The organism is Vreelandella nanhaiensis (assembly GCF_003990185.1).
Classification (GTDB): domain Bacteria; phylum Pseudomonadota; class Gammaproteobacteria; order Pseudomonadales; family Halomonadaceae; genus Vreelandella; species Vreelandella nanhaiensis.
In genome coordinates, this window is sequence record NZ_RZHF01000014.1 from 119,164 (window position 1) to 139,872 (window position 20,709).

General features: G+C 53.9%; 17 protein-coding genes. 9 read left to right on the plus strand and 8 right to left on the minus strand.

From position 1 onward, the window contains the following. Positions 1-81 precede the first annotated feature (81 nt). Positions 82-1,335, plus strand: a complete 1,254-nt coding sequence (locus tag ELY38_RS09520) for an ABC1 kinase family protein (protein ID WP_127061680.1) — start codon at positions 82-84, stop codon at positions 1,333-1,335. 29 nt (positions 1,336-1,364) lie between these two features. On the opposite strand, the gene ELY38_RS09525 is transcribed toward ELY38_RS09520, so the two are convergent. Continuing rightward, a complete protein-coding gene (locus ELY38_RS09525) occupies positions 1,365-1,958 on the minus strand; it encodes a GNAT family N-acetyltransferase (protein WP_127061682.1) in 594 nt (197 codons plus the stop codon). Between the two features lie 151 nt (positions 1,959-2,109). Here ELY38_RS09525 and ELY38_RS09530 point away from each other — a divergent pair, with 151 nt between their 5' ends. Continuing rightward, positions 2,110-3,927, plus strand: coding sequence for an SEC-C domain-containing protein (locus tag ELY38_RS09530; RefSeq protein ID WP_127061684.1), 1,818 nt, complete (start codon positions 2,110-2,112; stop codon positions 3,925-3,927). Positions 3,928-3,965: 38 nt separating this feature from the next. Here the strand turns inward: ELY38_RS09530 and ELY38_RS09535 are convergent, their stop codons facing one another. Then, positions 3,966-5,327 carry an AmpG family muropeptide MFS transporter gene (locus ELY38_RS09535; RefSeq protein WP_127061686.1) on the minus strand — a complete coding sequence of 454 codons (1,362 nt, stop codon included), beginning with the start codon at positions 5,325-5,327 and terminating at the stop codon, positions 3,966-3,968. A 94-nt stretch (positions 5,328-5,421) separates the two neighbouring features. Here ELY38_RS09535 and ELY38_RS09540 point away from each other — a divergent pair, with 94 nt between their 5' ends. After that, entirely contained in the window at positions 5,422-5,940 is a 519-nt protein-coding gene (locus ELY38_RS09540; protein ID WP_127061688.1) for an FKBP-type peptidyl-prolyl cis-trans isomerase, read from the plus strand. A gap of 462 nt (positions 5,941-6,402) precedes the next feature. Here ELY38_RS09540 and ELY38_RS09545 read toward each other — a convergent pair whose 3' ends face one another. Continuing rightward, complete coding sequence (locus ELY38_RS09545) at positions 6,403-8,139, minus strand: proline--tRNA ligase (protein ID WP_127061690.1); 1,737 nt, start codon at positions 8,137-8,139, stop codon at positions 6,403-6,405. A gap of 224 nt (positions 8,140-8,363) precedes the next feature. Between ELY38_RS09545 and ELY38_RS09550 the strand changes: the two genes are divergently transcribed. After that, the gene (locus ELY38_RS09550; protein WP_127061692.1) at positions 8,364-8,798 is read left to right on the plus strand and encodes a hypothetical protein; all 435 of its coding nucleotides are present in this window, start codon (positions 8,364-8,366) and stop codon (positions 8,796-8,798) included. Between the two features lie 119 nt (positions 8,799-8,917). On the opposite strand, the gene ELY38_RS09555 is transcribed toward ELY38_RS09550, so the two are convergent. Both ELY38_RS09555 and ELY38_RS19400 read right to left on the minus strand, forming a co-directional pair. Beyond that, positions 8,918-10,135, minus strand: coding sequence for a benzoate/H(+) symporter BenE family transporter (locus tag ELY38_RS09555; RefSeq protein ID WP_127061694.1), 1,218 nt, complete (start codon positions 10,133-10,135; stop codon positions 8,918-8,920). Between the two features lie 654 nt (positions 10,136-10,789). After that, on the minus strand, positions 10,790-11,527 hold the full coding sequence (locus tag ELY38_RS19400; RefSeq protein WP_246009116.1) for a Crp/Fnr family transcriptional regulator: 738 nt from the start codon (positions 11,525-11,527) through the stop codon (positions 10,790-10,792). A gap of 333 nt (positions 11,528-11,860) precedes the next feature. On the opposite strand from ELY38_RS19400, the gene ELY38_RS09565 reads away from it, so the two are divergent. Together ELY38_RS09565 and ELY38_RS09570 are read left to right on the plus strand one after the other, a co-directional pair. Then, positions 11,861-13,660, plus strand: coding sequence for a thiamine pyrophosphate-requiring protein (locus tag ELY38_RS09565; protein ID WP_127061695.1), 1,800 nt, complete (start codon positions 11,861-11,863; stop codon positions 13,658-13,660). Between the two features lie 151 nt (positions 13,661-13,811). Then, positions 13,812-14,399 (plus strand): helix-turn-helix domain-containing protein, encoded by a 588-nt coding sequence (locus ELY38_RS09570; protein WP_127061697.1) that lies wholly within the window; start codon positions 13,812-13,814, stop codon positions 14,397-14,399. Here the strand turns inward: ELY38_RS09570 and nfo are convergent. Both nfo and ELY38_RS09580 read right to left on the minus strand, forming a co-directional pair. Then, positions 14,369-15,229: a deoxyribonuclease IV gene (gene nfo / locus ELY38_RS09575; RefSeq protein ID WP_127061699.1), complete on the minus strand. Its 861-nt coding sequence runs from the start codon at positions 15,227-15,229 to the stop codon at positions 14,369-14,371. The two genes, ELY38_RS09570 and nfo, sit on opposite strands and share 31 nt — an antisense overlap. Before the next feature lie 9 nt (positions 15,230-15,238). Then, complete coding sequence (locus ELY38_RS09580) at positions 15,239-16,009, minus strand: glycerophosphodiester phosphodiesterase family protein (RefSeq protein ID WP_127061701.1); 771 nt, start codon at positions 16,007-16,009, stop codon at positions 15,239-15,241. A gap of 168 nt (positions 16,010-16,177) precedes the next feature. Here ELY38_RS09580 and ELY38_RS09585 point away from each other — a divergent pair, with 168 nt between their 5' ends. Then, positions 16,178-17,155: an NADPH:quinone reductase gene (locus ELY38_RS09585; protein ID WP_127061703.1), complete on the plus strand. Its 978-nt coding sequence runs from the start codon at positions 16,178-16,180 to the stop codon at positions 17,153-17,155. A 116-nt stretch (positions 17,156-17,271) separates the two neighbouring features. On the opposite strand, the gene ELY38_RS19685 is transcribed toward ELY38_RS09585, so the two are convergent. Continuing rightward, on the minus strand, positions 17,272-17,475 hold the full coding sequence (locus ELY38_RS19685) for an SDR family NAD(P)-dependent oxidoreductase (RefSeq protein WP_127061705.1): 204 nt from the start codon (positions 17,473-17,475) through the stop codon (positions 17,272-17,274). 139 nt (positions 17,476-17,614) lie between these two features. Between ELY38_RS19685 and ELY38_RS09595 the strand changes: the two genes are divergently transcribed. Together ELY38_RS09595 and ELY38_RS09600 are read left to right on the plus strand one after the other, a co-directional pair. Next, positions 17,615-19,468, plus strand: coding sequence for an SLC13 family permease (locus ELY38_RS09595; protein ID WP_127061707.1), 1,854 nt, complete (start codon positions 17,615-17,617; stop codon positions 19,466-19,468). A 103-nt stretch (positions 19,469-19,571) separates the two neighbouring features. Then, the gene (locus tag ELY38_RS09600; RefSeq protein WP_127061709.1) at positions 19,572-20,330 is read left to right on the plus strand and encodes a DeoR/GlpR family transcriptional regulator; all 759 of its coding nucleotides are present in this window, start codon (positions 19,572-19,574) and stop codon (positions 20,328-20,330) included. Positions 20,331-20,709: the final 379 nt, after the last annotated feature.

Below are 20,709 nucleotides of genomic sequence, written 5' to 3' on the forward strand. Positions count from 1 at the left end.
GCCTATGGTAACAGAGGTGGTTAGGCAGTCGGAGAACTCGGCTTCCCAAAATACATTCTGCGTTCTTAGAGAGACGGCCATATGCGTGAACGCGGTAGAACACGGCGGTTAATGGGCTTGAGCGCGCGTACGGGCGGTGCGATGCTTAAAACACGCCTGGGCGGCCAGGCCGATTGGCGCGCGCTGGGCGAGGCGCTGTTTGAAGGACTTTCCGAGCTGAAAGGCCCGGCCATGAAGATGGCGCAGATGATGTCCCAGTGGGACGACCTGCTGCCGCCGGATTTAGCCGATGAACTTGCTCGCCTGCAACGCCAGGCCGACCCCATGCCCTGGCCACGCATTCATGAAGCGCTGGAGCTGCAGTACGGTGATATCCATACGTACTTTACTGAGGTTGAAGAAACGCCATTTGCCAGCGCCTCCATGGGGCAAGTACATAAAGCGATGACCCATGAAGGCGAAGCAGTGGTGCTGAAAGTTCAGTATCCGGGCCTAGCCGATGTGCTGGAAAATGACCTAAAACAGTTACGGCGCATTATGAGCCTAGGCCGCTGGTTTAAAGTGCCCCAGGCGCGCCTGGATGCACTGTTCGAGGAACTGGCAGCGGGACTTCGTGATGAGCTGGATTATCAGGCCGAGGCAAACGCCCTGGCACGTTATCGAGAGCGCTACCAGAGTGATCCGCGGCTCGTAATACCCGAGCCGCTGTTTGCGCTTTCGGGCCAGCATGTTCTGGCCATGTCTTATGTATCCGGTACCCCGCTACGTGAGCTGGAAAATGCTGAAGATGCACTACGCCAACGGGTAGCCGCGACGCTTGCCGACTGGATCACTCAGGAACTCTTCACCTTTGGGGAGCTACACGCCGACCCGCACGCGGGCAACTTTGCCGCCGATGAGCAGGGGCGTTTGATTATCTACGATTTTGGTGCGGTGATTCCGGTGCCGGAAGGCCGCCTGAACGCCATGATGCAGCTACTCGATGCCACCTTGGCCCACGATCCCATGGCCATGGATGAGGCGATGGCCAATATGGGCGGACGCCAGGGGCAGGGCGCGCCGCTTTCACTGTATTGTGAGGCGGCTGAATGTATTGCCCCGCTGTTTGAGCCGGGTGAGCAGGATTTAAGCGATGTGCGCGTGCACCGCCGCCTGCGTGAGCTTTCGCCTAAGGTATGGGCGGCGATGGATCGCCTGCAGCCACCGGCCGATACGCTACTGCTTTCCCGGGCGCTGAATGGCCACTACTGGAACCTGATGCGCCTGAAAGCACGGCTGAATATGCATGAGCGTATTCAGCCACTGCTGGCTTGGGCGCGCTCGAACTCTCACTAGCAAACCAGGCTAGGCCGATGTGCCACCGGTTAGCGCAGCGTCTTTAGCCAGAACACCAGGGTCTTGTCACTTTCCTGCTGTTCGCCGATGTCCTTCCAGGAAAAAGTGGTGGTCAACTCAGTGCGGCGTTGATAACCCTGGCTTTTCCAAAAACCATGAAGCGGCCGGTAGTTTTCGGGCCGAAGCGGATGCTCATCAGGGCGCTCAACGGCGCAGAAAGCGGCAGTTGCATACCCTTCACGAGCGGCGTGGGCTTCGCGCGCGGCCATAAAGGCTTTACCTATGCCTTGGCCCCGGTAGTCGTGAAGTAACACCGATTCGCCGTAATAGAACACGCTATCAAGCGCGGTACCGGCGGCTTCAAAAGGGCGTTTGAACTCGTCTACTTCATCACTTAGCGGCTGGCCTGTAGAGGCGCCGACGAGGTGATCACCATCGAAGGCGAGGACAAACAGGCTTGCCGGGTTTGCTGCATAGCGACCCAGGTAATCGGCTTCGTAGGTCAGATTGCCATCGTATAAATAGGGAAAGTCGTGAAAAACCTGGATACGTAGCTGTGCTAGGGCTCTCAGGTGGGGCGCAATGGCCTGGCCTTGGCAGGTCGTAAGTGTCAGTTCGTTCATCGCGTCTCTTCCACTGGGTAAACGCTGAACACTAGCAGCCGTGGGCCACCTCGCCAATCCTCCTGCGTGTTCCCCGGCGGTCATGCTAAACTATGGCGCTTTTCAAAACGCGCTTTTTAAAATGCGCCTTTCAAAGACAGTGGAGACGGCAATGCTAGCGGTATGGGTCGATCAGCTGCTGGGATTTGCCTCCGGGGCACTCTCGGCAATCAGGCAGCAAGAACACTATCCCGATTTCATGACATGGGTGCGCGCTGAAGGCGCCAAGTCGTTTAACGGTAATGTAGCCACCGCCCAGGCGCTGGCCCCCATTTTATGGTCACAAACGCCGTTAGCGCGCCTAGACTTTGCCAGCGAGCCGCTGGCAACACCTGGGCGGAACGAGCCCTGCTGGTGCGATTCTGGCCGCAAATACAAGCAGTGCTGTTACCGGGTTGATTTCCCGACAGATATTCCTGAACAGATGATGTGGATGCTGTCGCTGCGCGAATGGAAGGGCGCCACGCTAAAAGCCGCGCTGGAAAGCCGTCAGGCGCCGCCTCAGGCGCTGCTGGAAGCGGGTCTGATTGCCGCGGAAAGCGGGCAGACCGGGCGCGCCATGCAGATTCTGGAATCACTATTTGACGGTAGCGACTGGTCGCGCCTGCCGGAGCAGGCCGAGCCTGCGTTTGAGATCCTGCTGGATATCTACCAGGAGCGCGGCTTTACCCGCAAACGGGCCGATCTGCTGGATGACGTGATGGAGCGCGGGCCGCTGTTTTTACGCGGCGTTGCCCTTGAGCGCCTTTGTCTGATGCACCTGGATAACGATGACCTGGACAGCGCCCGGGCCGCGTTTGTAAAAGCCCAGCAGGCGCTGCCTGATTCGCCGACGCTCGCCTACATTGAAGCCATGCTGCTGCTCCATGAAGGCCACGAAGAAGAAGCCAAGGAGCGCGCCAACTTCTGGTATCGGCGTCTGGTTCGCCAGGGCGACTTGGATCAAGAACAGCTCGATTTTCTGGCAGCCCTTGCCGATAACCCTGGCGCGACCCTGGCCGATCAGCTATTGAGTGCGGAAGAGGATCTGGCGACGCCGCTGGTAGCCTTGCAGGCCTTGCTTGCTGCATTGCCTACCGCGCCAAAGCTCAATATCAGCGTTGATCCTGAAAGTGGCCATCTGCTCTATGCCACCACTGCCCGCGAAGAAACGCTGTTTGCGGCCTGGCACGAGCAGTTTCAGGTTATGGTCGATGAAGACGTGGCGCTTGGGTTTCGCGATGACCCCTGGGGCAATGCGGTTGAGTGGATGTCCGCGCTATGCGCAAACCCTGAATGGTTGGATGCACCCCAGGTGGTTCAGGATTTAACCTTGGCGCTGACCAATCGCTTTGGCAGCCTGCCGTGGATGGCGCCCAGCCTGCTGGAACCCTTGGCGCTGCGCCTCTCGCGCTGGTTGGAGCAGGCCCGGGCCGAAGGTGAGGGTAGCCTGTGCTGGGATGATGCCAATAACGCCATGCTGCTGCGTACCGGCCTTGCACTGGTCGTTGGCATGGAGCGCGGTGCTCGCCAGCACTCGCGTGAACTTGCCGAAGAGCTATTGGCGATTGATCAGGAAGACAGCCTGGGCCTTAAAGAGCTGGTGCTTGACCAGCTATTGCGTGATGACCGCAACCAGGAGGCGCTGGCGCTTGCGGATCAGAACAATGACGATGGCTCGTTGGTTTTGGGCCTGTTGATGGGGCGCACGCTGGCGCTTTATCGTTTGGGCCAGCAGGAAGACGCCGAGAAAGCACTGGCCGAGGTGATGGCCCATAGCCGCTATGCGCTGGAAATGATTTGTGCCGAAAACCCGCGCCCGGCCATGCCCCATGCCGATGGCCAGGTAGACCCTGGCTCGCGGGCCGAAGCGTGGCAATACCGTACGTTAATGCGTGATCAGTGGCGCACCACGCCGGGTGCGCTTGAATGGTTGAATCAACACCGTTAGTAATTTACTGCGTGTTGACTATATAAGCCCTCAGCCGCCTAGCGCGGCTGAGGGGTAGGCACCAGCTGCTTGTCCCGGCTGATCCAGATAGCCAATAGTATGGCCGGAAGACCCAGTAGCGTCGCAATAACGAAAAATGTGGCATAGCCCTGTGCCGCGACGATCAGCCCCCCGAAGCCGCTCAAGAATTTCCCCGGTAACGTCATTAGCGAAGAAAACAGCGCGTATTGGGTCGCGGTATAGGCTCGTGACGTCAGACTGGATAAAAAGGCGATAAACACAGCACTTGCCAGTCCATTGGCGAGATTGTCGCCAATGATGGTGATTACCAGCACGGGCACCTGATTGCCAACCAGCGCCAGCAGGGCAAACAGCAGATTGGTTAGCATCACAAAACCTGCGCCAAACACCAGCAGCGGGCCTATGCCATAGCGCGCCACTAAAAGCCCACCTAGAAGCCCGCCCACGATACTCATGGCGATACCGAAAATATTGGTAACGCTGGCGATGGTAGCCAAGGAAAAACCCACATCGATATAAAGCGGGTTAGCCATGGACGCCATGGTGAGATCGCTAATCCGGAAAACAGCAATAAATACCAGTATGCCTAACGCTTTAACGCCATAGCGGCTGAAAAAATCGGTAAACGGGCAAACGATCGCGCCAATCGCCCAGGCGCCAAACCGGCGTAGCGCTTTGGGTTTGCCTCGACTGGCACGAATAAACGTCCGCACTTTGGGCTCGTGAATTAATTGAACGCTCAGCGAGGCGCGCTTGGGCTCAGGACGGAGAAGAACGGTGATAACACCCACGCCTACAAGGGCCGCCATGGTCAGGTAGGCCATATCCCAGGAAGCCGCTGCGGCGATGTACAAAGCACCTGCCCCGGCGGCCAGCAAACCACCGCGATAGCCAATGATATAGGTAGATGCCATCGCCGCCTGAACATCATCTTCTGCCGATTCAATACGGTAAGCATCGATGGCAATATCCTGTGTTGCGGCACCAAACGCCACCAACAGGGCAAAAGCGGCAACTAACCCCAAGTTGCCGAGCGGGTCAGCACCGGCCAGCCCCACCAAACCAGCCGCAATCATTGCCTGAGCCAATAGCATCCAGCCTCGGCGTTGGCCAAAGACACGCGTAAGAATCGGCAGGGCGAGGCGATCTACCACAGGCGCCCAGAAAAACTTGATCGAATACAGGATGCCAATCCAGGAAAAAAAGCCGATAGCGGCAACCTCGACGCCATCACTGCGTAGCCAGGCAGAAAGTGTAGAGAACACCAGTAAAAAGGGTAAGCCAGCGGAAAACCCCAAAAACAGCATGGTAATAACGGGCGCGCGAAAATAAATCGCCAACGCGCCAAGCCAGCTGCGCTGGGGCAAAGGGGTGGGCATGTCGTTCAACTCCAAAAGACGTTGGCTTTGGCCAAGTGGTAAACTGCATTAAACGGTTAGGATAAAGCAGATAGCTTACGGAGAGGAGTTTTCCATGTCGATCACGGCGCATCAGGTCGTCACGCTGCACTATGTGTTGAGCGATATTTTAAATGATGGAAGCGAACAGACCCTGGATGACTCGCAGGCGCGTAACAAGCCGCTTGAGTATCTGCACGGCCACGACAATATTGTGCCGGGCCTGGAACAGGCGTTAGCCGGCTTAGCCGCTGGCGACGAGCTGACAGTGACCCTTGCGCCGGAGGAAGCCTATGGCCTACGCAATGAGGCGCTAGTGCAAGAGGTTGGCCGCGGCTCGTTTGGTAATGCCGAGCTTACACCCGGCAGCCGCTTTCAAACCGAGGGCGAAGCTGGCCCGCAGATTGTCACCGTGGTCGATGTGGCGGGGGATCGTGTTACCGTGGATACCAATCATCCACTTGCTGGGCGTACGCTAAGTTATCAGGTGCGTATTCTGGATGTGCGCGAGGCCACCCGCGCCGAGCTTGCCAAAGGGCATCCACTACCGCCGGGTACCGAGCACAGCAAGGTGGAAGATCGTAAAGTGCTGTAACACTTGCAATTGCCTCTTAAAAACAGAGCGACGGCTAATTGAGCCACTGGATAGACAAACATTGATCCAGGTCAGCTCCTGCCTGCCATGTTCACGTTAGGATGTTTGCATATCACGAGGGCAGAGAAACACTCAGGATGAGCGGTTTGTTTTTACAGGGAGTCTTCGTGATGATCGCGTTAATGTGAGTAGGTTGGTTTATCGCCTGCTGGCTTTGATGTCAGGGGAGGGGGCTTGCTCTAAGCCAGTAAGCTTCCTTACTTATTGCCGGCCCACTGGGCCGGTTTTTTTGTATATGGCCCCCAAGGTGGTGAGCTTCTAACGTGGTAACGTGAAGTTTTCCAGCCAGGACAACACTTGATGCGACGGCATGGGCTTTGAAGTCCAGTAGCCTTGTCATGAGGTGATTTCCTAAATCCACCACCGTGCCTGACCAGTTACAGCACGGTGGTGGGCTAAGGCTTACTGCGGCGTGTGGCTTAGGCTGGCTTTTTCAAGCAGAAAATCAACAATCTGCTCGGCAGGTACCATGGTGGCTTCGCTATCACGACGGCCTTTGTACTCAAGCTCGCCGTTATCCAGGCTACGATCACCAATCACCAGACGATGAGGAACGCCCATCAATTCCAGGTCGGCAAACTTGACGCCAGGGCGTGTATCACGGTCATCCAGCAGTACGTCCAGGCCCGCGGCGGCCAGGGCTTGATACAAGCGCTCGGATTCTTCACGTACGCGCTGGGACTTATGCGCATTCATGGGCACCAGCGCTACCTGGAACGGTGCAATCGCGTTGGGCCAGATGATGCCGGCGTCGTCATGGTTCTGCTCAATAGCCGCCGCCACCACACGGGTAATACCGATGCCGTAACAGCCCATCCAAGGGTGGCTGGTTTTGCCGTTATCGCCCAGGACGCTCGCGTTCATGGCCTCGGAGTACTTCTGGCCAAGCTGGAACACGTGGCCCACCTCAATACCACGCTTGATGGAAAGAGTGCCTTTACCGTCCGGCGATGGGTCGCCTTCGACCACCTTACGCAAGTCGGCCACTTGGGGCAGCGCCACATCGCGTTCCCAGTTGATGCCGAAGTAGTGTTTCCCTTCGATATTGGCACCTGCGCCAAAATCGCTCATCAGGGCGACGCTATGGTCGGCAATGATGGGCATGTCAAGATTCACCGGGCCAAGCGAGCCAAAGCCTGCACCGGCTGCCGCACGAATTTCCTCTTCGCTACCCATGGTAAGCGGTGCTGCCACTAGGGGTAGGTTTTCCGCTTTTACCTCGTTCAGCTCATGATCGCCTCGCACCAGAAGAGCCACCAAGCCGCCTTCAGCACCGCGTACGATCAGCGTCTTGACTGTTTTCTCGATAGGCAGATCAAACTGTTCAACCAACGCGGCGATAGTCTTGGCATTAGGCGTATCGACCAGGTGCATCTCTTCGGTGGGCGTTGCACGCTGCACGTCACTACCCAGCGGGGCGGGCAGAGCTTCGGCTTTTTCCATGTTCGCGGCGTAGTCGGAGCCATTGGAGAATACGATGTCGTCTTCGCCCGAACTCGCCAGCACGTGGAACTCATGGGAGCCGGTGCCTCCAATGGAACCGTTGTCGGCAATCACCGGGCGGAAGTCCAGGCCCAGGCGAGTAAAGATGCGGGTGTAGGCATCGTACATGCGCTGGTAGGTCTCTTTCAGCGACTCTTCGTCCAGGTGGAAGGAGTAGGCATCCTTCATGATAAATTCGCGCGAGCGCATCACCCCAAAACGCGGGCGAATTTCGTCACGGAACTTGGTCTGGATCTGGTAGAAGTTGACCGGCAGCTGCTTGTAGCTGGCGATCTCTTTACGCACAAGGTCGGTGATGACTTCTTCATGGGTAGGGCCAACGCAGTAGTCGCGCTCATGGCGGTCCTTCACGCGCAGAAGCTCGGGGCCATACTGTTCCCAGCGGCCGGACTCCTGCCAAAGCTCGGCGGGTTGTACTGCCGGCATCAGCACTTCCTGGGCGCCTGCGCGGTTCATCTCTTCACGTACAATGGCTTCCACCTTGCGAAGCGTACGTAAGCCAAGGGGGAGCCAGGTGTATAGGCCAGACGTCAGGCGCCGGATCATCCCTGCACGCAACATTAACTGGTGGCTGATGACTTCGGCATCGGCCGGGGTTTCTTTTAATGTGGCAATTAATAATTGGCTGGCGCGCATGGGCGAAAATATTCCTTGATGGTAAAAAAGTCGCTGGCTTAACGTTGAATGTGGGCATTGTACGACTTAGCGGGTAACGCGGCAAAATCATGCTGTCACCAAACGGCTTTGCGCATCGCCATTTGTGCTAGTATGTGCGGGTTTTTGCGAGCGGTAGCAACGCTGACATTACTAACAGAACACCATTGTCCGCTACCGTTTTCCATGTTTTTGAGGGAACTTTCATGCAGCAAACTGTACGCCGTTGGCTAACGGGGGCCGTGGTCGGCGCCTCCATCGTTGCGTTGAGCGGTTGCGGTACCATGTTTCATCCAGAGCGAAAAGGGCAGCTTAGCGGCCAGGTTGACCCGGTGGTCGCCATTGCCAATGGGGTAGGGCTTCTGTTTTTTATCGTGCCGGGCGTGATTGCCTACGCGGTCGACTTTTCAAATGGCACTATCTACTTGCCAAGTAATAATAGCGCTTCCATTGATGTGCTTCATCTGGGCGGTGCGCTGGATGTGGCGTCACTTGAAAAGCTGCTGTCTGATAAGGCGGGCCAGCTGGTCAGCCTTGAAAGCGAACTGGTAAAAATTGAAGAGATGGCTAACCTTGAAGAGGCGTTGGCCATGGTGCGCATGTCGGGCGTGCTGGATGAGGAGCGTCTGGCTACTATGTAACTGTTAGGACTAGCCAGATGGAGCATGACCCTAGACAGTGCGAACCTGCCTGGGGTCATATCGTTTTGGAAGATGTAGTTTAGAAAGTCTGTTGTTTTGAATATGTATCTTTAAATAAGCTAGGCGCCTTGTTTGGAAGCCGTCAGCTTAAGTGTCATCAAGCCTGCCACTAACCCCCAGAAAGGCCCGCCGATACCCAGCAGCGTAATTCCCGAACCAGTCAACAGAAAGGTAACAATGGCGGCATCGCGGTGCTGGCTTTCCGTAAAGGCACTCGCCAAACCACCTGCAAGTGTACTGAACAAGGCGATCCCAGCCAGTGAAATCACCAATGTGCCAGGCAGCGCATTAAATACGCCGGTTACCGTGGCACCAAAAATCCCCATGATGATGTAGAAGATACCAGCGGCCATGCCGGCGGTATAGCGGCGGCGCGGGTCGGCGTGGGCATCTGCCCCCATGCAAACGGCTGCGCTGATTGCGGCCATGTTGAGGGCAAAGCCACCGAACGGCGCAAGCAGCAGCGTGGCGCCACCGGTCCAGCCAATTAGTGGCGAACTGTTGGGCTGATAGCCTGCGGCGCGCAGAACCGCTACGCCAGGCAAGTTCTGGGTCGCCATGGTAATCACAAACAGCGGGATACCTATACCAATTAGTGTAGATAATGAAAACGCCGGTGCCATAAGCACCGGTGTAGTGGGCGCAAGCGGGATACCTTGTAGATTGATTTGTCCCTGAAATAGCGCCAAGCCCAACCCGGTTAACAGTACGCCGGGCACGGCAAGCGTTGGCCATAGGCGTCGGCCTGCTACCCAGGCGGCCAGCATTACAAGCGGCACCAGCCACTGGCTTTCCATCACTTCAAACAGTTCCAGCCCAAAACGCAGCAGAATACCGGCCAGCATCGCGGCGGCTATGGCGCTGGGAATGTAGCGCATGAGACGCTCAAAAAGCCCAGTAATGCCGCATAAGGTGATTAAAAAAGCTGAAAAGAGAAACGCACCAATAGCTTCTTCTAGTGGAATGCCCGGCAGGCTGGTAGCGAGAAAGGCAGCGCCAGGCGTTGACCATGCGGTAAGCAGCGGCATGCGGTAGCGCAACGAAAGCCCGAACGAGGTTACCCCCATGCCGATCCCCAGCGCCCAGAGCCAGGAGCTGATTTGCGCTGCTGAAGCACCGCTGGCTGCCGCCGCCTGAAAAATGATAGCCGCCGAACTTGTGTAGCCAATGGTAACTGCCACAAAACCGGCGGTAATGGTGGAAAGGGTGGTATCTTTCCAGAAGCTCGCCTGTCTGATAGGCGGCGATGCCTGTTCCTCAAGATTGTTTGCCGCCATACCGCTCCCCTAAATTTGAATACTGAATTTGTATGTTATAGCGCACAAATTAATGTTAGCATTGTACGTTATAACGCACAATGAGATAGCCTAAGCTGAGCATGTTACAAATGGCGTTCAGCTGATTTTTTATTAAAAAGTTTCACTGCTAAGTGGCTAAACGAAACGTGAGTAAGTATCTCTTCCGTTGAAGTTAAAACGGTAACTAACGGGCCACCAGATTTGGAAAAGCACTCGTTAGCGTATTGATTATATTTTTTAATTATTTGGAAGAATTTAATACGCTATTGTTACTATTCTGTAATTTTTTAAAGACGTGAATAGAGAGCATTAAAAAACTAATATTTTCAAAGTAATTAAAATACTATTTTTAACTAATTTTAAAGTATGCAAGTGATGCCTCGGCTACATTTTAAACAACCGTTTAAACGTATTTGGTTTATATTACTTATACTATGTTACTTACAGTACAATTTTATAATGGCACTCTAGCTTTACTGGATAAGGATCTCCAGTAAGGAATGGTGAGTCAGGAAGGCTCCCTAGGGATGGGTAGGCAGGAAGCTTGCAAAGCTTACAAGGATGTAGCGTTAAAGCCCGACCACTTGGTCGGGCTTCTTGCTTAGATGAGCTGCTCTATACTGGTTTTAGCGACTAGAGGTCTTGGGCCAAACTTGGATGGGCTCTATCAAGATGCAAGTAAGTAGCATCAAAACCGCAAAAATCCTTCACCCTTTTCCAATCATGTATTTGTAGAAATTTACTTTCCCACGAGATCAAGCCTTCAGTGCGTAATCTGGTGAGCACCCGACTTGTATGCACCGGCGTAATACCCATGGCTTCTCCTACCTGTTGTTGGGTAAGCGGAAGGATAAAACCATGGCTGCTCGTTAAGCCTGCTGCGCGCGAGCGGATAAGCAGTTCGCAGAATAGATGCGCCATGCGTTGATCAGCTTGCCTACCTGCAATATTTAATATCCACTCGCGTAATGTAGATTCGTCTACCAGCATTGACCAGAAAAGCGCCCGGGCAAGCCTTGGGTGATCTACATACATTTCTTCAATCCTGTGTTGGGGAATAGACGTAAATTTTGAGGGTATGATGGCGCATATGGAGTGATCCATCCGCTCTATTAAGGTGATATGTACATCGCAGGCGTCGCCAGGGATAAGAAAGGCAAGCGTTTGGAATTTGCCTGCTTCGGTGATCTTGTAGCGAGTCGCCCAACCCTCCAGCAAGATATTAACTTCATAAGGTTTATCTGCTTCTTGTATCAGGTCTTCGGATTTATTTAAGAATCGCACAGGCGTTAGATAACTCTCAAGAATATTGATTTCCTCAGCGGTAAAGGATTGAAAGTTTTCTAGTTTTTTAATGAAGTTTTTAAGCAAGAGGAAAGTCCTTGAGAAATAGGCCTATTTTTCTAATTTTAGTAGTTGTAATCCTAAATAACAGGGGTGTTAAAAAATATTTTATATGATTGCTTAGCGTTAGTAACTGATTTTTATCGTTTTAACCAAATGGTGGTTAATGACTAGCTGTCTTTATTTAAGAAAGTTCGTAAGCAGTGTAAATTTATATTTTAAATTACTTATTGTTATATATATGTAAAAAATACAATAACATGTTAGCGAAATTGGTTTTTACTGGGAGCAACATCTATAACTATTTTGGATTCTCTTTTTAAGATTTTCGACGGTAGTGATTTTGCCATGGAGGCTTATATGAGTAAGCAACTGGTTGGAGATTTCCTAATTCAGCGGCTAGGCGAATGGGGCGTCAAACGCATATTTGGTTACTCTGGGGATGGCAGTAATGGCATTATGGGTGCGTTGAACCGAGCCGGTAATCAGTTTGAATTCGTGCAGGCCCGGCATGAGGAAATGGCAGCGTTCATGGCGTGTGCCCATGCTAAGTTCACCGGGGAAGTAGGTGTTTGTACCGCTACATCGGGGCCAGGAGCCATTCATTTACTGAATGGGCTTTACGATGCCAAAAAGGACCACCAGCCGGTGGTTGCGATTGTCGGCCAACAGGCGCGTGCCGCGTTAGGCGGCGAATACCAGCAGGAGGTTGACCTGGTATCGCTTTTCAAAGATGTTGCCCATGAATATGTGCATATGGCGACCAGCCCATCCCAGATTCGTCATCTCATTGACCGGGCCATACGTATTGCCTTAGCCGAGCGTACGGTAACGGTAATCATTATTCCCAATGATCTTCAATCCCAGCCGGCCGTTGAAAAGCCTGCGCATGCTCACGGAACGGTTCACTCCGGTGTGGGGTATTCCCGCCCGCGTACGGTCCCACACGATAATGATCTTCGCCAAGCGGCACAGGTGCTAAACGAAGGGAAGAGAGTAGCGATTTTAGTGGGTGCCGGGGCGTTGAATGCGACCGATGAGATCATTCAGGTTGCTGAAACATTGGGAGCGGGTGTTGCTAAAGCGCTGCTGGGGCGTGCAGTGCTTCCTGATGATTTGCCGTTTGTGACCGGCTCTATCGGCTTGCTGGGCACTAATCCCAGCTGGGAGCTGATGGCCAATTGCGACACGCTGTTAATGATTGGTTCAAGCTTTCCCTATTCAGAATTTTTACCGGAGGAAGGGCAGGCCCGGGGTGTGCAGATTGATATTGATGGCCGGCAGGTGAGTATGCGCTACCCCATGGAGGTAAACCTGATAGGTGATAGCGCAGCCACCTTACAGGCGCTATTACCATATCTGGAATACAAGAATGACTGTGGTTGGCGCGAGGGCATTGAGAAAAGCGTGGCTCAATGGTGGGAAGTGCTTGAAGAACGCGCAATGGCGGCCGCTGAGCCGATCAATCCGCAGCGTGTTTTCTGGGAATTGTCGCCACGTTTGCCCGATAATTGCATTCTGACTAGTGATTCGGGTTCTGCAGCTAACTGGTACGCGCGTGATCTCAAGTTGCGGCGCGGTATGATGGCATCGCTTTCCGGGGGGCTAGCCACCATGGGCAATGGCGTGCCTTACGCGATTGCTGCCAAGTTTGCTTACCCAGAACGCGTAGCCATTGCGCTGGTTGGCGACGGCGCCATGCAGATGAACGGTAACTCGGAGCTGATGACCATCGTCAAGTATTGGCAGCAGTGGGCTGACCCGCGCTTGATCGTCATGGTGCTTAATAACCGGGATCTTAACCAGGTCACGTGGGAAATGCGTGTTATGGAGGGCGATCCAAAATACGAAGCCTCACAGAACCTTCCTGATTTCCCTTATGCTGAGTATGCCGAGCTTATAGGGCTTAAAGGCATCAAGGTCAGCGACCCTGAAGCGCTTGCGATTGCCTGGGAGCAGGCATTGAGTGCTGACCGCCCCGTTGTGCTTGAGGTGCTCACTGACCCGGATGTGCCACCGATACCGCCGCATATCAAGCGTGAGCAGGCGAAGGCCTATATGTCGGCGCTATTACATGGCGACCCGGATGCATTGGGGATCATTAAAGCGTCATTTCGCCAATTTTCCCGCCAAATAACGCCGAAACTGCATCGCCATTAAAATGCCTTGGTGTTCTTGATCTAAAAGCGGCACAAATCAGCCATAATGGCTTCATTTGTGCCGCTTTTTCAGGTTAGGTAGAGACGCTTGGCCTGCAGCCAAATGGAGCCTTTATCCCATTGGCGCACTGGCCAATTAACAGGAGAGAGACATGACACGTGAGCCGCCTGCCATTGCCAAGCACGTTGCCAGTACCGTCAAACACTTGCGCAAGGGGCGAGGCTGGAGCCTAGACCAGACGGCGGCTGAAACTGGGGTAAGCAAGGCGATGCTGGGTCAGATCGAGCGCGGTGAATCAAGCCCCACGGTGTCCACACTCTGGAAGATCGCCAGCGGTTTTCGAGTGTCGTTTTCCACTCTGTTCGATAGTCAGATGCCCACGCTTGGCGAGCTTAAGCGTGACAGTTGGGAGTCGGTGTGGGGCGATGACAGCGCAGGCATGCAGGCCCGGCTGCTATTTCCCTATGATCCGCTGCTGGGCTTTGAAATGTTCATGATTGAGCTCGCGCCCGGGGCGATCAGTGAATCATCGCCCCATGCCGAGGGGGTGGTGGAACATATTGTGGTAGTGGAGGGAGAAATGGAGCTGCGCATCGACGAGCGCTGGCAGACGCTGCGCGCTGGCGAGGGGCTGCGCTTTTTTGCAGACCGGCCCCACGCCATGCGCAATAGCGCGACGACGCGCTTACGCTTTCACGATGTGATTCACTACCTGCCGGGAGCAGCCTCTGACGCTTGAGCGCGCAACCAGCTGATCTCATCACGCCAGATCTCAGGCTCTATGGTTTCCAGAATTAGCGGAATCCCGCTGATACGCGCGTCCTGCATGATGGCGGTAAAGGCGGGCAGCCCAATATTGCCCTGGCCCAAGCTGTGATGGCGATCAACCCGGCTGGCAAAGGCGCTTTTGGCGTCGTTTATATGCATGCCGCGAAGATACTCAAACCCCACCACGCTGCCCAGCTCATCAAGGGTTGCCTGCGTTGTCTCGGTTGTGCGCAAATCATAACCCGCAGCGAAGGCGTGGCAGGTATCAATACATACGCCTACTCGCGATTTATCGTCAACATGGCGAATAATTTCCGCCAGATGTTCAAAGCGCCAGCCAAGATTGGTGCCTTGGCCAGCAGTGTTTTCAATTACCGCCGTCACGCCTTTAGTATGGATAAGGGTTTCGTTAACTGATTCGGCGATATGCTTTAAGCAATCGCCTTCACTTATTTTATTGAGATGGCTGCCAGGGTGAAAGTTGAGCAGGGTCAGGCCCAGCTGCTCGCAACGCTGCATTTCGTCTAAAAAGGCAGCGCGGGATTTCGTAAGTCCCTCCGTTTCAGGATGCCCCAGGTTGATCAGGTAGCTATCGTGAGGAAGGATCTGTTCTGGCTTGAAGCCATGCTTCCGGCAGGCCGCTTTAAAATCTTCAATCGCTTTGTCAGTCAGGGGCTTGCCCTGCCACTGACGCTGATTCTTGGTAAATAGTGCAAACGCATCCGCACCAATATCAACCGCTCGCTGGACGGCTTGATCCGCACCGCCAGCAGCACTGACGTGTGCTCCTACATACTTCATTTCAATCCTTTAATGGGTGGCCAAACGCTGATTATCCAGGAAGCGTTGAAAAATAGCAGGCTCATCGGTAATGGCGCTAGCGATACCCCATGCCCAGCGGCTGTTAAAAGCGCCTGGGTCGTTGGCGGTGTAACAGAGCAACTGATACCCGGCTTCATGCATGGCATCGGCCTGTGGGCGTTTCAGGCGCGGCCAGTGGGGATGGATACTGAAGGCGTCTACAGCCTCGCATTGGGCGCGCCAGTCTTTTGGTGTACTGCCAAACAGTACTCCCAATGCCAGGCTTTCCTGGGGAGCAAACGTTCGGCAGCGATGAAGGGCGGCTGGATCGAAGGAGGAGATAATCAACCGCTCAGCCGGCAGAGCATCCAGTACCTCAGGCATCACGCGGTCAACCAGCGCGATGGGGTCGCGTCCCTTATTGACCTTGATTTCAAGATTGACGCCCATTTCCAGCTCGTTAAGTAGCGCAAGCATGGCTTCAAGGCTGGCCATTCTTTCGCCTGCAAAATTATCGCTAAACCAACTGCCTACATCCAATGATTGCGCCTGTGTCCAGGTGAGCTTGTTAAGCCCGCCGCGACCGTCTGAGCAGCGTGCTACATCCGCATCGTGCCAAATCACCGGCGTACCGTCGCCGAGTAGCTGAACATCCAGCTCAACCCACTGGGCTCCGGCTTCGTGGGCTGCGCGAACAGCGGCCAGGGTGTTTTCAGGAGCAGCGGCAGAGTAACCGCGGTGGGCAATCAGGGTAGGCAGCGCAATGGCAGGGTGGCTCATGGTCAGTCCGGAAAGCTTTCACTATTGAAATTTCCCTGAGTTTAGCATGGGTATATGACACCGGCGTATCATGGAGGTCGCCATGCAAAACGAGTAGCTTGATTTCTTTGCTTTGACGCGGTTGGATAGCACGCGTGAGTCTCAACCAATAAAGTACAAGGAGGGTGTATGTCCCAGCGTATCCAGTTTGCCCAAACCGGTGGTTCAGAGGTACTTGAGTTGGTAAACACGACGCAGGCTGAACCGGGGCCAGAGGAAGTGCGTATTGCCAATAAAGCCGTTGGCCTTAATTTTATTGATATCTATTTTCGCACTGGGCTTTATCCAGCACCTGCCTTGCCGTCTGGTTTGGGCACAGAGGGTGCAGGCGTTGTCGACGCTGTGGGCGAAAATGTCACTCACCTGAACGTGGGTGACCGGGTAGCTTACGCCCAAGGGCCCTTGGGTGCTTACGCAGAGCATCACGTCCTGCCTGCTGCCAAAGTGGTCAAGCTGCCCGACTTTATTGATTTTGAAACGGCCGCCGCCAGCATGCTCAAAGGTTTGACCGTACAGTACCTTTTACGTCAGACCTATGCGCTCAAAGGCGGCGAAACCATTCTGTTTCACGCAGCCGCCGGGGGCGTGGGGTCTATTGCCTGTCAGTGGGCAAAAGCGCTGGGTGTGAAGCTGATTGGCACGGTCAGCTCGCAGGAAAAAGCGGACCTTGCGATGCAAAACGGTGCCTGGGCGACGATCAACTACACTCAGGAAGATGTCGTCGAGCGAGTGCGTGAATTGACCAACGGCGAAATGTGCGATGTAGTGTACGATTCCGTGGGCAAGGATACCTGGGAGGTGTCGTTGAACTGCCTTAAACCCCGCGCGCTGATGGTAAGCTTTGGCAACGCCTCAGGCCCGGTGGATGGCGTGAACATCGGCATTCTTAACCAGAAGGGCTCGCTGTTTGTCACCCGCCCAAGCCTCAATGGCTACGCTGATACTCGTGAGCGCCTGGAAATGATGTGCGAAGACTTCTTTGGGATGATCGAAAGCGGCAAGATCAAGGTTGATGTCGCCAACCGTTACCCGCTGGCCGATGCTGGCAAAGCACAGGACGCTCTACAGAACCGTAAAACAACGGGTTCGACCGTATTGCTGCCTTAAGAGCTAGCGAAATTAAGGATCGGAATAGTTTAGGGCTTCATGGTTTTTAAGCGGGTTCCGATCCTGCATATATAGCGTTTTTTAAGTCAATCGAATATATCAGCCAATAGCTGCCTTCAGCTATCTTCCTGCTTTTTCCTTTCGCGAATACCGCCATCAACGTTACGGCCTTCCTTAGTAGCAGCGTAAGTATTTTGCAGTGCTGCCGGTACTTCACTCGTAACGGAACTAACGTTAATGAGGGTGCCTCTTCCCTGGGTAATAAACTGTCTTAACGCACATGTGCACCATAAATTAATCTCATTAAGTAACATTTGCATACCCTATACGGCTGTATAGATATCGTCTAATGTAAGAGATTCAAAGCGTTGTTGGCTTATATGGCGGTGAAATTCAACAGGTCGATAGGGCAATAGTCATCAGTTTGCAATTCCTGAAGGCTCAAGGAGATATTTTGGTATGGCGATAGAATCTATCGGCTTGGCTGCCAGTACGTTGGTATTTATCGTGCTGGGTTTAACGTTAATGGGGTTTATCTGGGGGCGCTTTCGTTACGACCTGGTAGCGGTAACGGCGCTTTTGGTGTCGGTAATGCTTGGCCTGGTGCCGGCGGAAGCTGCATTTGCCGGATTTGGCCACCCGGCCGTCATTACCGTTGCGGCCGTGCTTGTGTTAAGCCGCGGGTTTGAGCGTTCGGGCGTGGTGGATGTCATTGCCAATCAGGTGCTCAAGGTAGGCGAGCGCTTGCTGTTACAGCTTCTTGTGCTGGTTGGCACGGTAGTGGTGCTGTCGGGGATCATGAATAATGTAGGGGCACTCGCGCTGCTACTGCCGGTGGCCATGCGTCTGGCTCGTGAGCATAATACCGCCCCTTCCTTGCTATTGATGCCCTTGGCGTTTGGGTCATTACTGGGTGGCTTGACCACACTGATTGGCACGCCGCCCAATATCATTATTTCCAGTTACCGGGGCAGCATCACCGGTGAAAATTTTGGCATGTTCAGTTTCTCGCCGGTAGGGATTGCCGTTGCAGCGGCGGGGCTTGCCTTCATTGTGCTGATTGGTTGGCGCCTGACCCCAAAACGCAGTGGTCAGGCTTCCACGGCTGAAATGTTTGATACTGCCAACTATCTGGTAGAACTCAAGGTAACCGAAGATTCCAAAGCCAACGGCCTGACGCTGCCCCAGTTGCGTGATGAGCTTGAGGAAGCCATTCCCGTGCTGGCGGTGGTCCGCGATGATAACCGCCGAGCAGGCTATTCGTTTCACGGCATTCTGCAAGAAGGCGATATTCTGCTGCTCGAAGCCGGGCCGGATGAACTAAAGCTCTTGGAAGATAAGGTAGGGTTAAGCGCGATTGCCGAACCCGAGTCTGAACAGGAAACGCAAGAATCCGACACAGCGGATAACCTCCCGGCCGAAGAAAAGCCGGATGAGCGCCTGCCCGTAGATACAGAGGGGCTACAGTTAATTGAAGCTGTCGTGCGCAATGATTCAATGATGAACAATCGCAGCGTTAAACAGCTGCGTTTAAACCAGCAGTTTGGCCTGCACCTGGTAGCAGTAGCCCGGGATGGTAGCCGCCTTAAGCAGCGCTTGCGTGATATTCGCTTTCAAACCGGTGATGTTCTACTTCTGCAGGGGAGTGAGAAAGAGATAAGTGACAGCCTCTCAACATTGGGCTGCCTGCCCCTGGCCAATCGCGAACTGCAACTAGGGAAGCCTCGTAAACTGGCCATATCTATAGGGATTTTTGCCCTGGCCATTATGGCAATGATGTTTGATTTACTGCCAGCGGCGGTTGCAATGAGCACGGCAGCGCTGGTGTCGCTATTGATTGGCGTACTTCCGCTGCGCGACGGCTACCAGGCCATTGACGGTCCTGTCATCGTTCTGCTGGCTGCCATGCTTCCCGTGGGAGAGGCACTGGAAACCAGCGGCGGTGCGGACATCATTGCCAATGCGCTGCTCTCCTTGGGAGCGGAATGGCCGATCTTTATTTCTTTGATCGGCCTGTTCATTCTCACCATGCTGCTATCCAATGTCGTGAACAACGCTGCTGCCGCCCTGTTAATGGCACCTATTGCAGCCAGTTTGGCTCAAGGGTTTAAAGTGTCGTTGGATCCTTTCCTGATGATTGTAGCGGTCAGCGCATCGTGTGCTTTTTTAACCCCTATCGGTCATCAGTCGAATACGCTGGTACTGGGCCCTGGTGGTTACAGTTTTGGTGACTATTGGAAACTGGGCTTGCCACTTTCGATTGTGGTTCTGGTAGTCGCCTTGCCGGTTATTTTTTGGGTATGGCCGCTATAAGCAGCTTTAATGAGCGTGAAGCATAGGCTCGAAACTATCACATTTCGAAAATCTTGATACCCTGTTACGCTTAGCGACAAACAAAAGTGAACAGGCCGGGCCTATGAATCAACAATACCGTCAGGACGCGATTGTCGAGCTGGTACGCCAGCACGGCTATATGAGCATCGAGCAACTGACTGAACATTTTGCAGTAACGCCGCAAACCATTCGGCGTGATTTGAATACCCTGGCAGATAGTGGCCGCGTACGGCGAGTGCATGGCGGTGTAGGGATTGAGTCGAGCACAGTCAATACCGCCTACAGCACGCGTAAAACGCTGCACTTGGAAGAAAAGGAGCGCATTGCTCACTGTCTGGCGCAGCACATTCCCAACCACTCCTCGCTGTTTATCAATATTGGTACCAGCAACGAAGTCATCGCCCAGGCGCTACTTGAGCATCAAGGGTTGGAAATCATCACCAACAACCTGAACGTCGCCGCCATTTTGCAGCACAAAGAGGATTTTAACGTAATTATTGCTGGCGGCCAGGTACGCTCCCGGGATGGCGGTATCATCGGTGAGGCAACCATCGATTTCATTAACCAGTTCAAGGTCGACTACGGCATTATTGGTATTAGCGGAATCGATGAAGATGGCTCGCTGCTGGAGTTCGACTATCAGGAAGTGCGCGTGGCGCAAGCCATTATTGCCAATTCCCGGCGGGTCTATCTGGCCGCGGATTACTCCAAATTCCATCGCAACCCGGTGGTCCGTCAGGGCAATCTTGCCCAGCTTGACGCACTGTTTACCGACCGTAAGCCGCCTGAGCCTATTCAGCAGCTACTCTTGCAGCATAGTGTAGCGTTGTATATCGCTTGATTGTCAGCCAAAACCTAAGCTTGTTTTAAGGCTTGAGTGTGGTCATGGTTTTATACAGCTTTCTTTAATAATGCAAAATCCTGTATTCAGCTATCTATTCGCCATTCATCAAGGCACAACCCGCTTATACGTCTCTCATTTTTCATACTCTGCTGTTGTAGGCCTTTAACACATTTGGCGGCAAAGGGTAGGTAATGTAGTCATGCTACAACCTGCCGTGCGGCCAATGATGCATTGTTGGCTTGCCTTGTGTGAACCATAGTCAGGGCATGGCTTGGATTGAAACGTTGTTATCCCGACGCGCCACTCCAGGCCCTGCTACACAACCGCAGCGCTTTTGTATTACCCGGCGCTAAAGGGCGAAGGTCTTACGTTAGTG

What these genes read in the sequence shown, in the direction of transcription:
- ELY38_RS09530 (WP_127061684.1), top strand. Translation starts at nt 2,110, where the DNA reads ATGCTAGCGGTATGGGTCGATCAGCTGCTGGGATTTGCCTCCGGGGCA.
- ELY38_RS09555 (WP_127061694.1), bottom strand. Translation starts at nt 10,135, where the DNA reads ATGGCGGCAAACAATCTTGAGGAACAGGCATCGCCGCCTATCAGACAG.
- ELY38_RS09540 (WP_127061688.1), top strand. Translation starts at nt 5,422, where the DNA reads ATGTCGATCACGGCGCATCAGGTCGTCACGCTGCACTATGTGTTGAGC.
- ELY38_RS09570 (WP_127061697.1), top strand. Translation starts at nt 13,812, where the DNA reads ATGACACGTGAGCCGCCTGCCATTGCCAAGCACGTTGCCAGTACCGTC.
- nfo (WP_127061699.1), bottom strand. Translation starts at nt 15,229, where the DNA reads ATGAAGTATGTAGGAGCACACGTCAGTGCTGCTGGCGGTGCGGATCAA.
- ELY38_RS09580 (WP_127061701.1), bottom strand. Translation starts at nt 16,009, where the DNA reads ATGAGCCACCCTGCCATTGCGCTGCCTACCCTGATTGCCCACCGCGGT.
- ELY38_RS09545 (WP_127061690.1), bottom strand. Translation starts at nt 8,139, where the DNA reads ATGCGCGCCAGCCAATTATTAATTGCCACATTAAAAGAAACCCCGGCC.
- ELY38_RS09535 (WP_127061686.1), bottom strand. Translation starts at nt 5,327, where the DNA reads ATGCCCACCCCTTTGCCCCAGCGCAGCTGGCTTGGCGCGTTGGCGATT.
- ELY38_RS09565 (WP_127061695.1), top strand. Translation starts at nt 11,861, where the DNA reads ATGAGTAAGCAACTGGTTGGAGATTTCCTAATTCAGCGGCTAGGCGAA.
- ELY38_RS09585 (WP_127061703.1), top strand. Translation starts at nt 16,178, where the DNA reads ATGTCCCAGCGTATCCAGTTTGCCCAAACCGGTGGTTCAGAGGTACTT.
- ELY38_RS09550 (WP_127061692.1), top strand. Translation starts at nt 8,364, where the DNA reads ATGCAGCAAACTGTACGCCGTTGGCTAACGGGGGCCGTGGTCGGCGCC.
- ELY38_RS19685 (WP_127061705.1), bottom strand. Translation starts at nt 17,475, where the DNA reads ATGCAAATGTTACTTAATGAGATTAATTTATGGTGCACATGTGCGTTA.
- ELY38_RS09600 (WP_127061709.1), top strand. Translation starts at nt 19,572, where the DNA reads ATGAATCAACAATACCGTCAGGACGCGATTGTCGAGCTGGTACGCCAG.
- ELY38_RS09520 (WP_127061680.1), top strand. Translation starts at nt 82, where the DNA reads ATGCGTGAACGCGGTAGAACACGGCGGTTAATGGGCTTGAGCGCGCGT.
- ELY38_RS09525 (WP_127061682.1), bottom strand. Translation starts at nt 1,958, where the DNA reads ATGAACGAACTGACACTTACGACCTGCCAAGGCCAGGCCATTGCGCCC.
- ELY38_RS09595 (WP_127061707.1), top strand. Translation starts at nt 17,615, where the DNA reads ATGGCGATAGAATCTATCGGCTTGGCTGCCAGTACGTTGGTATTTATC.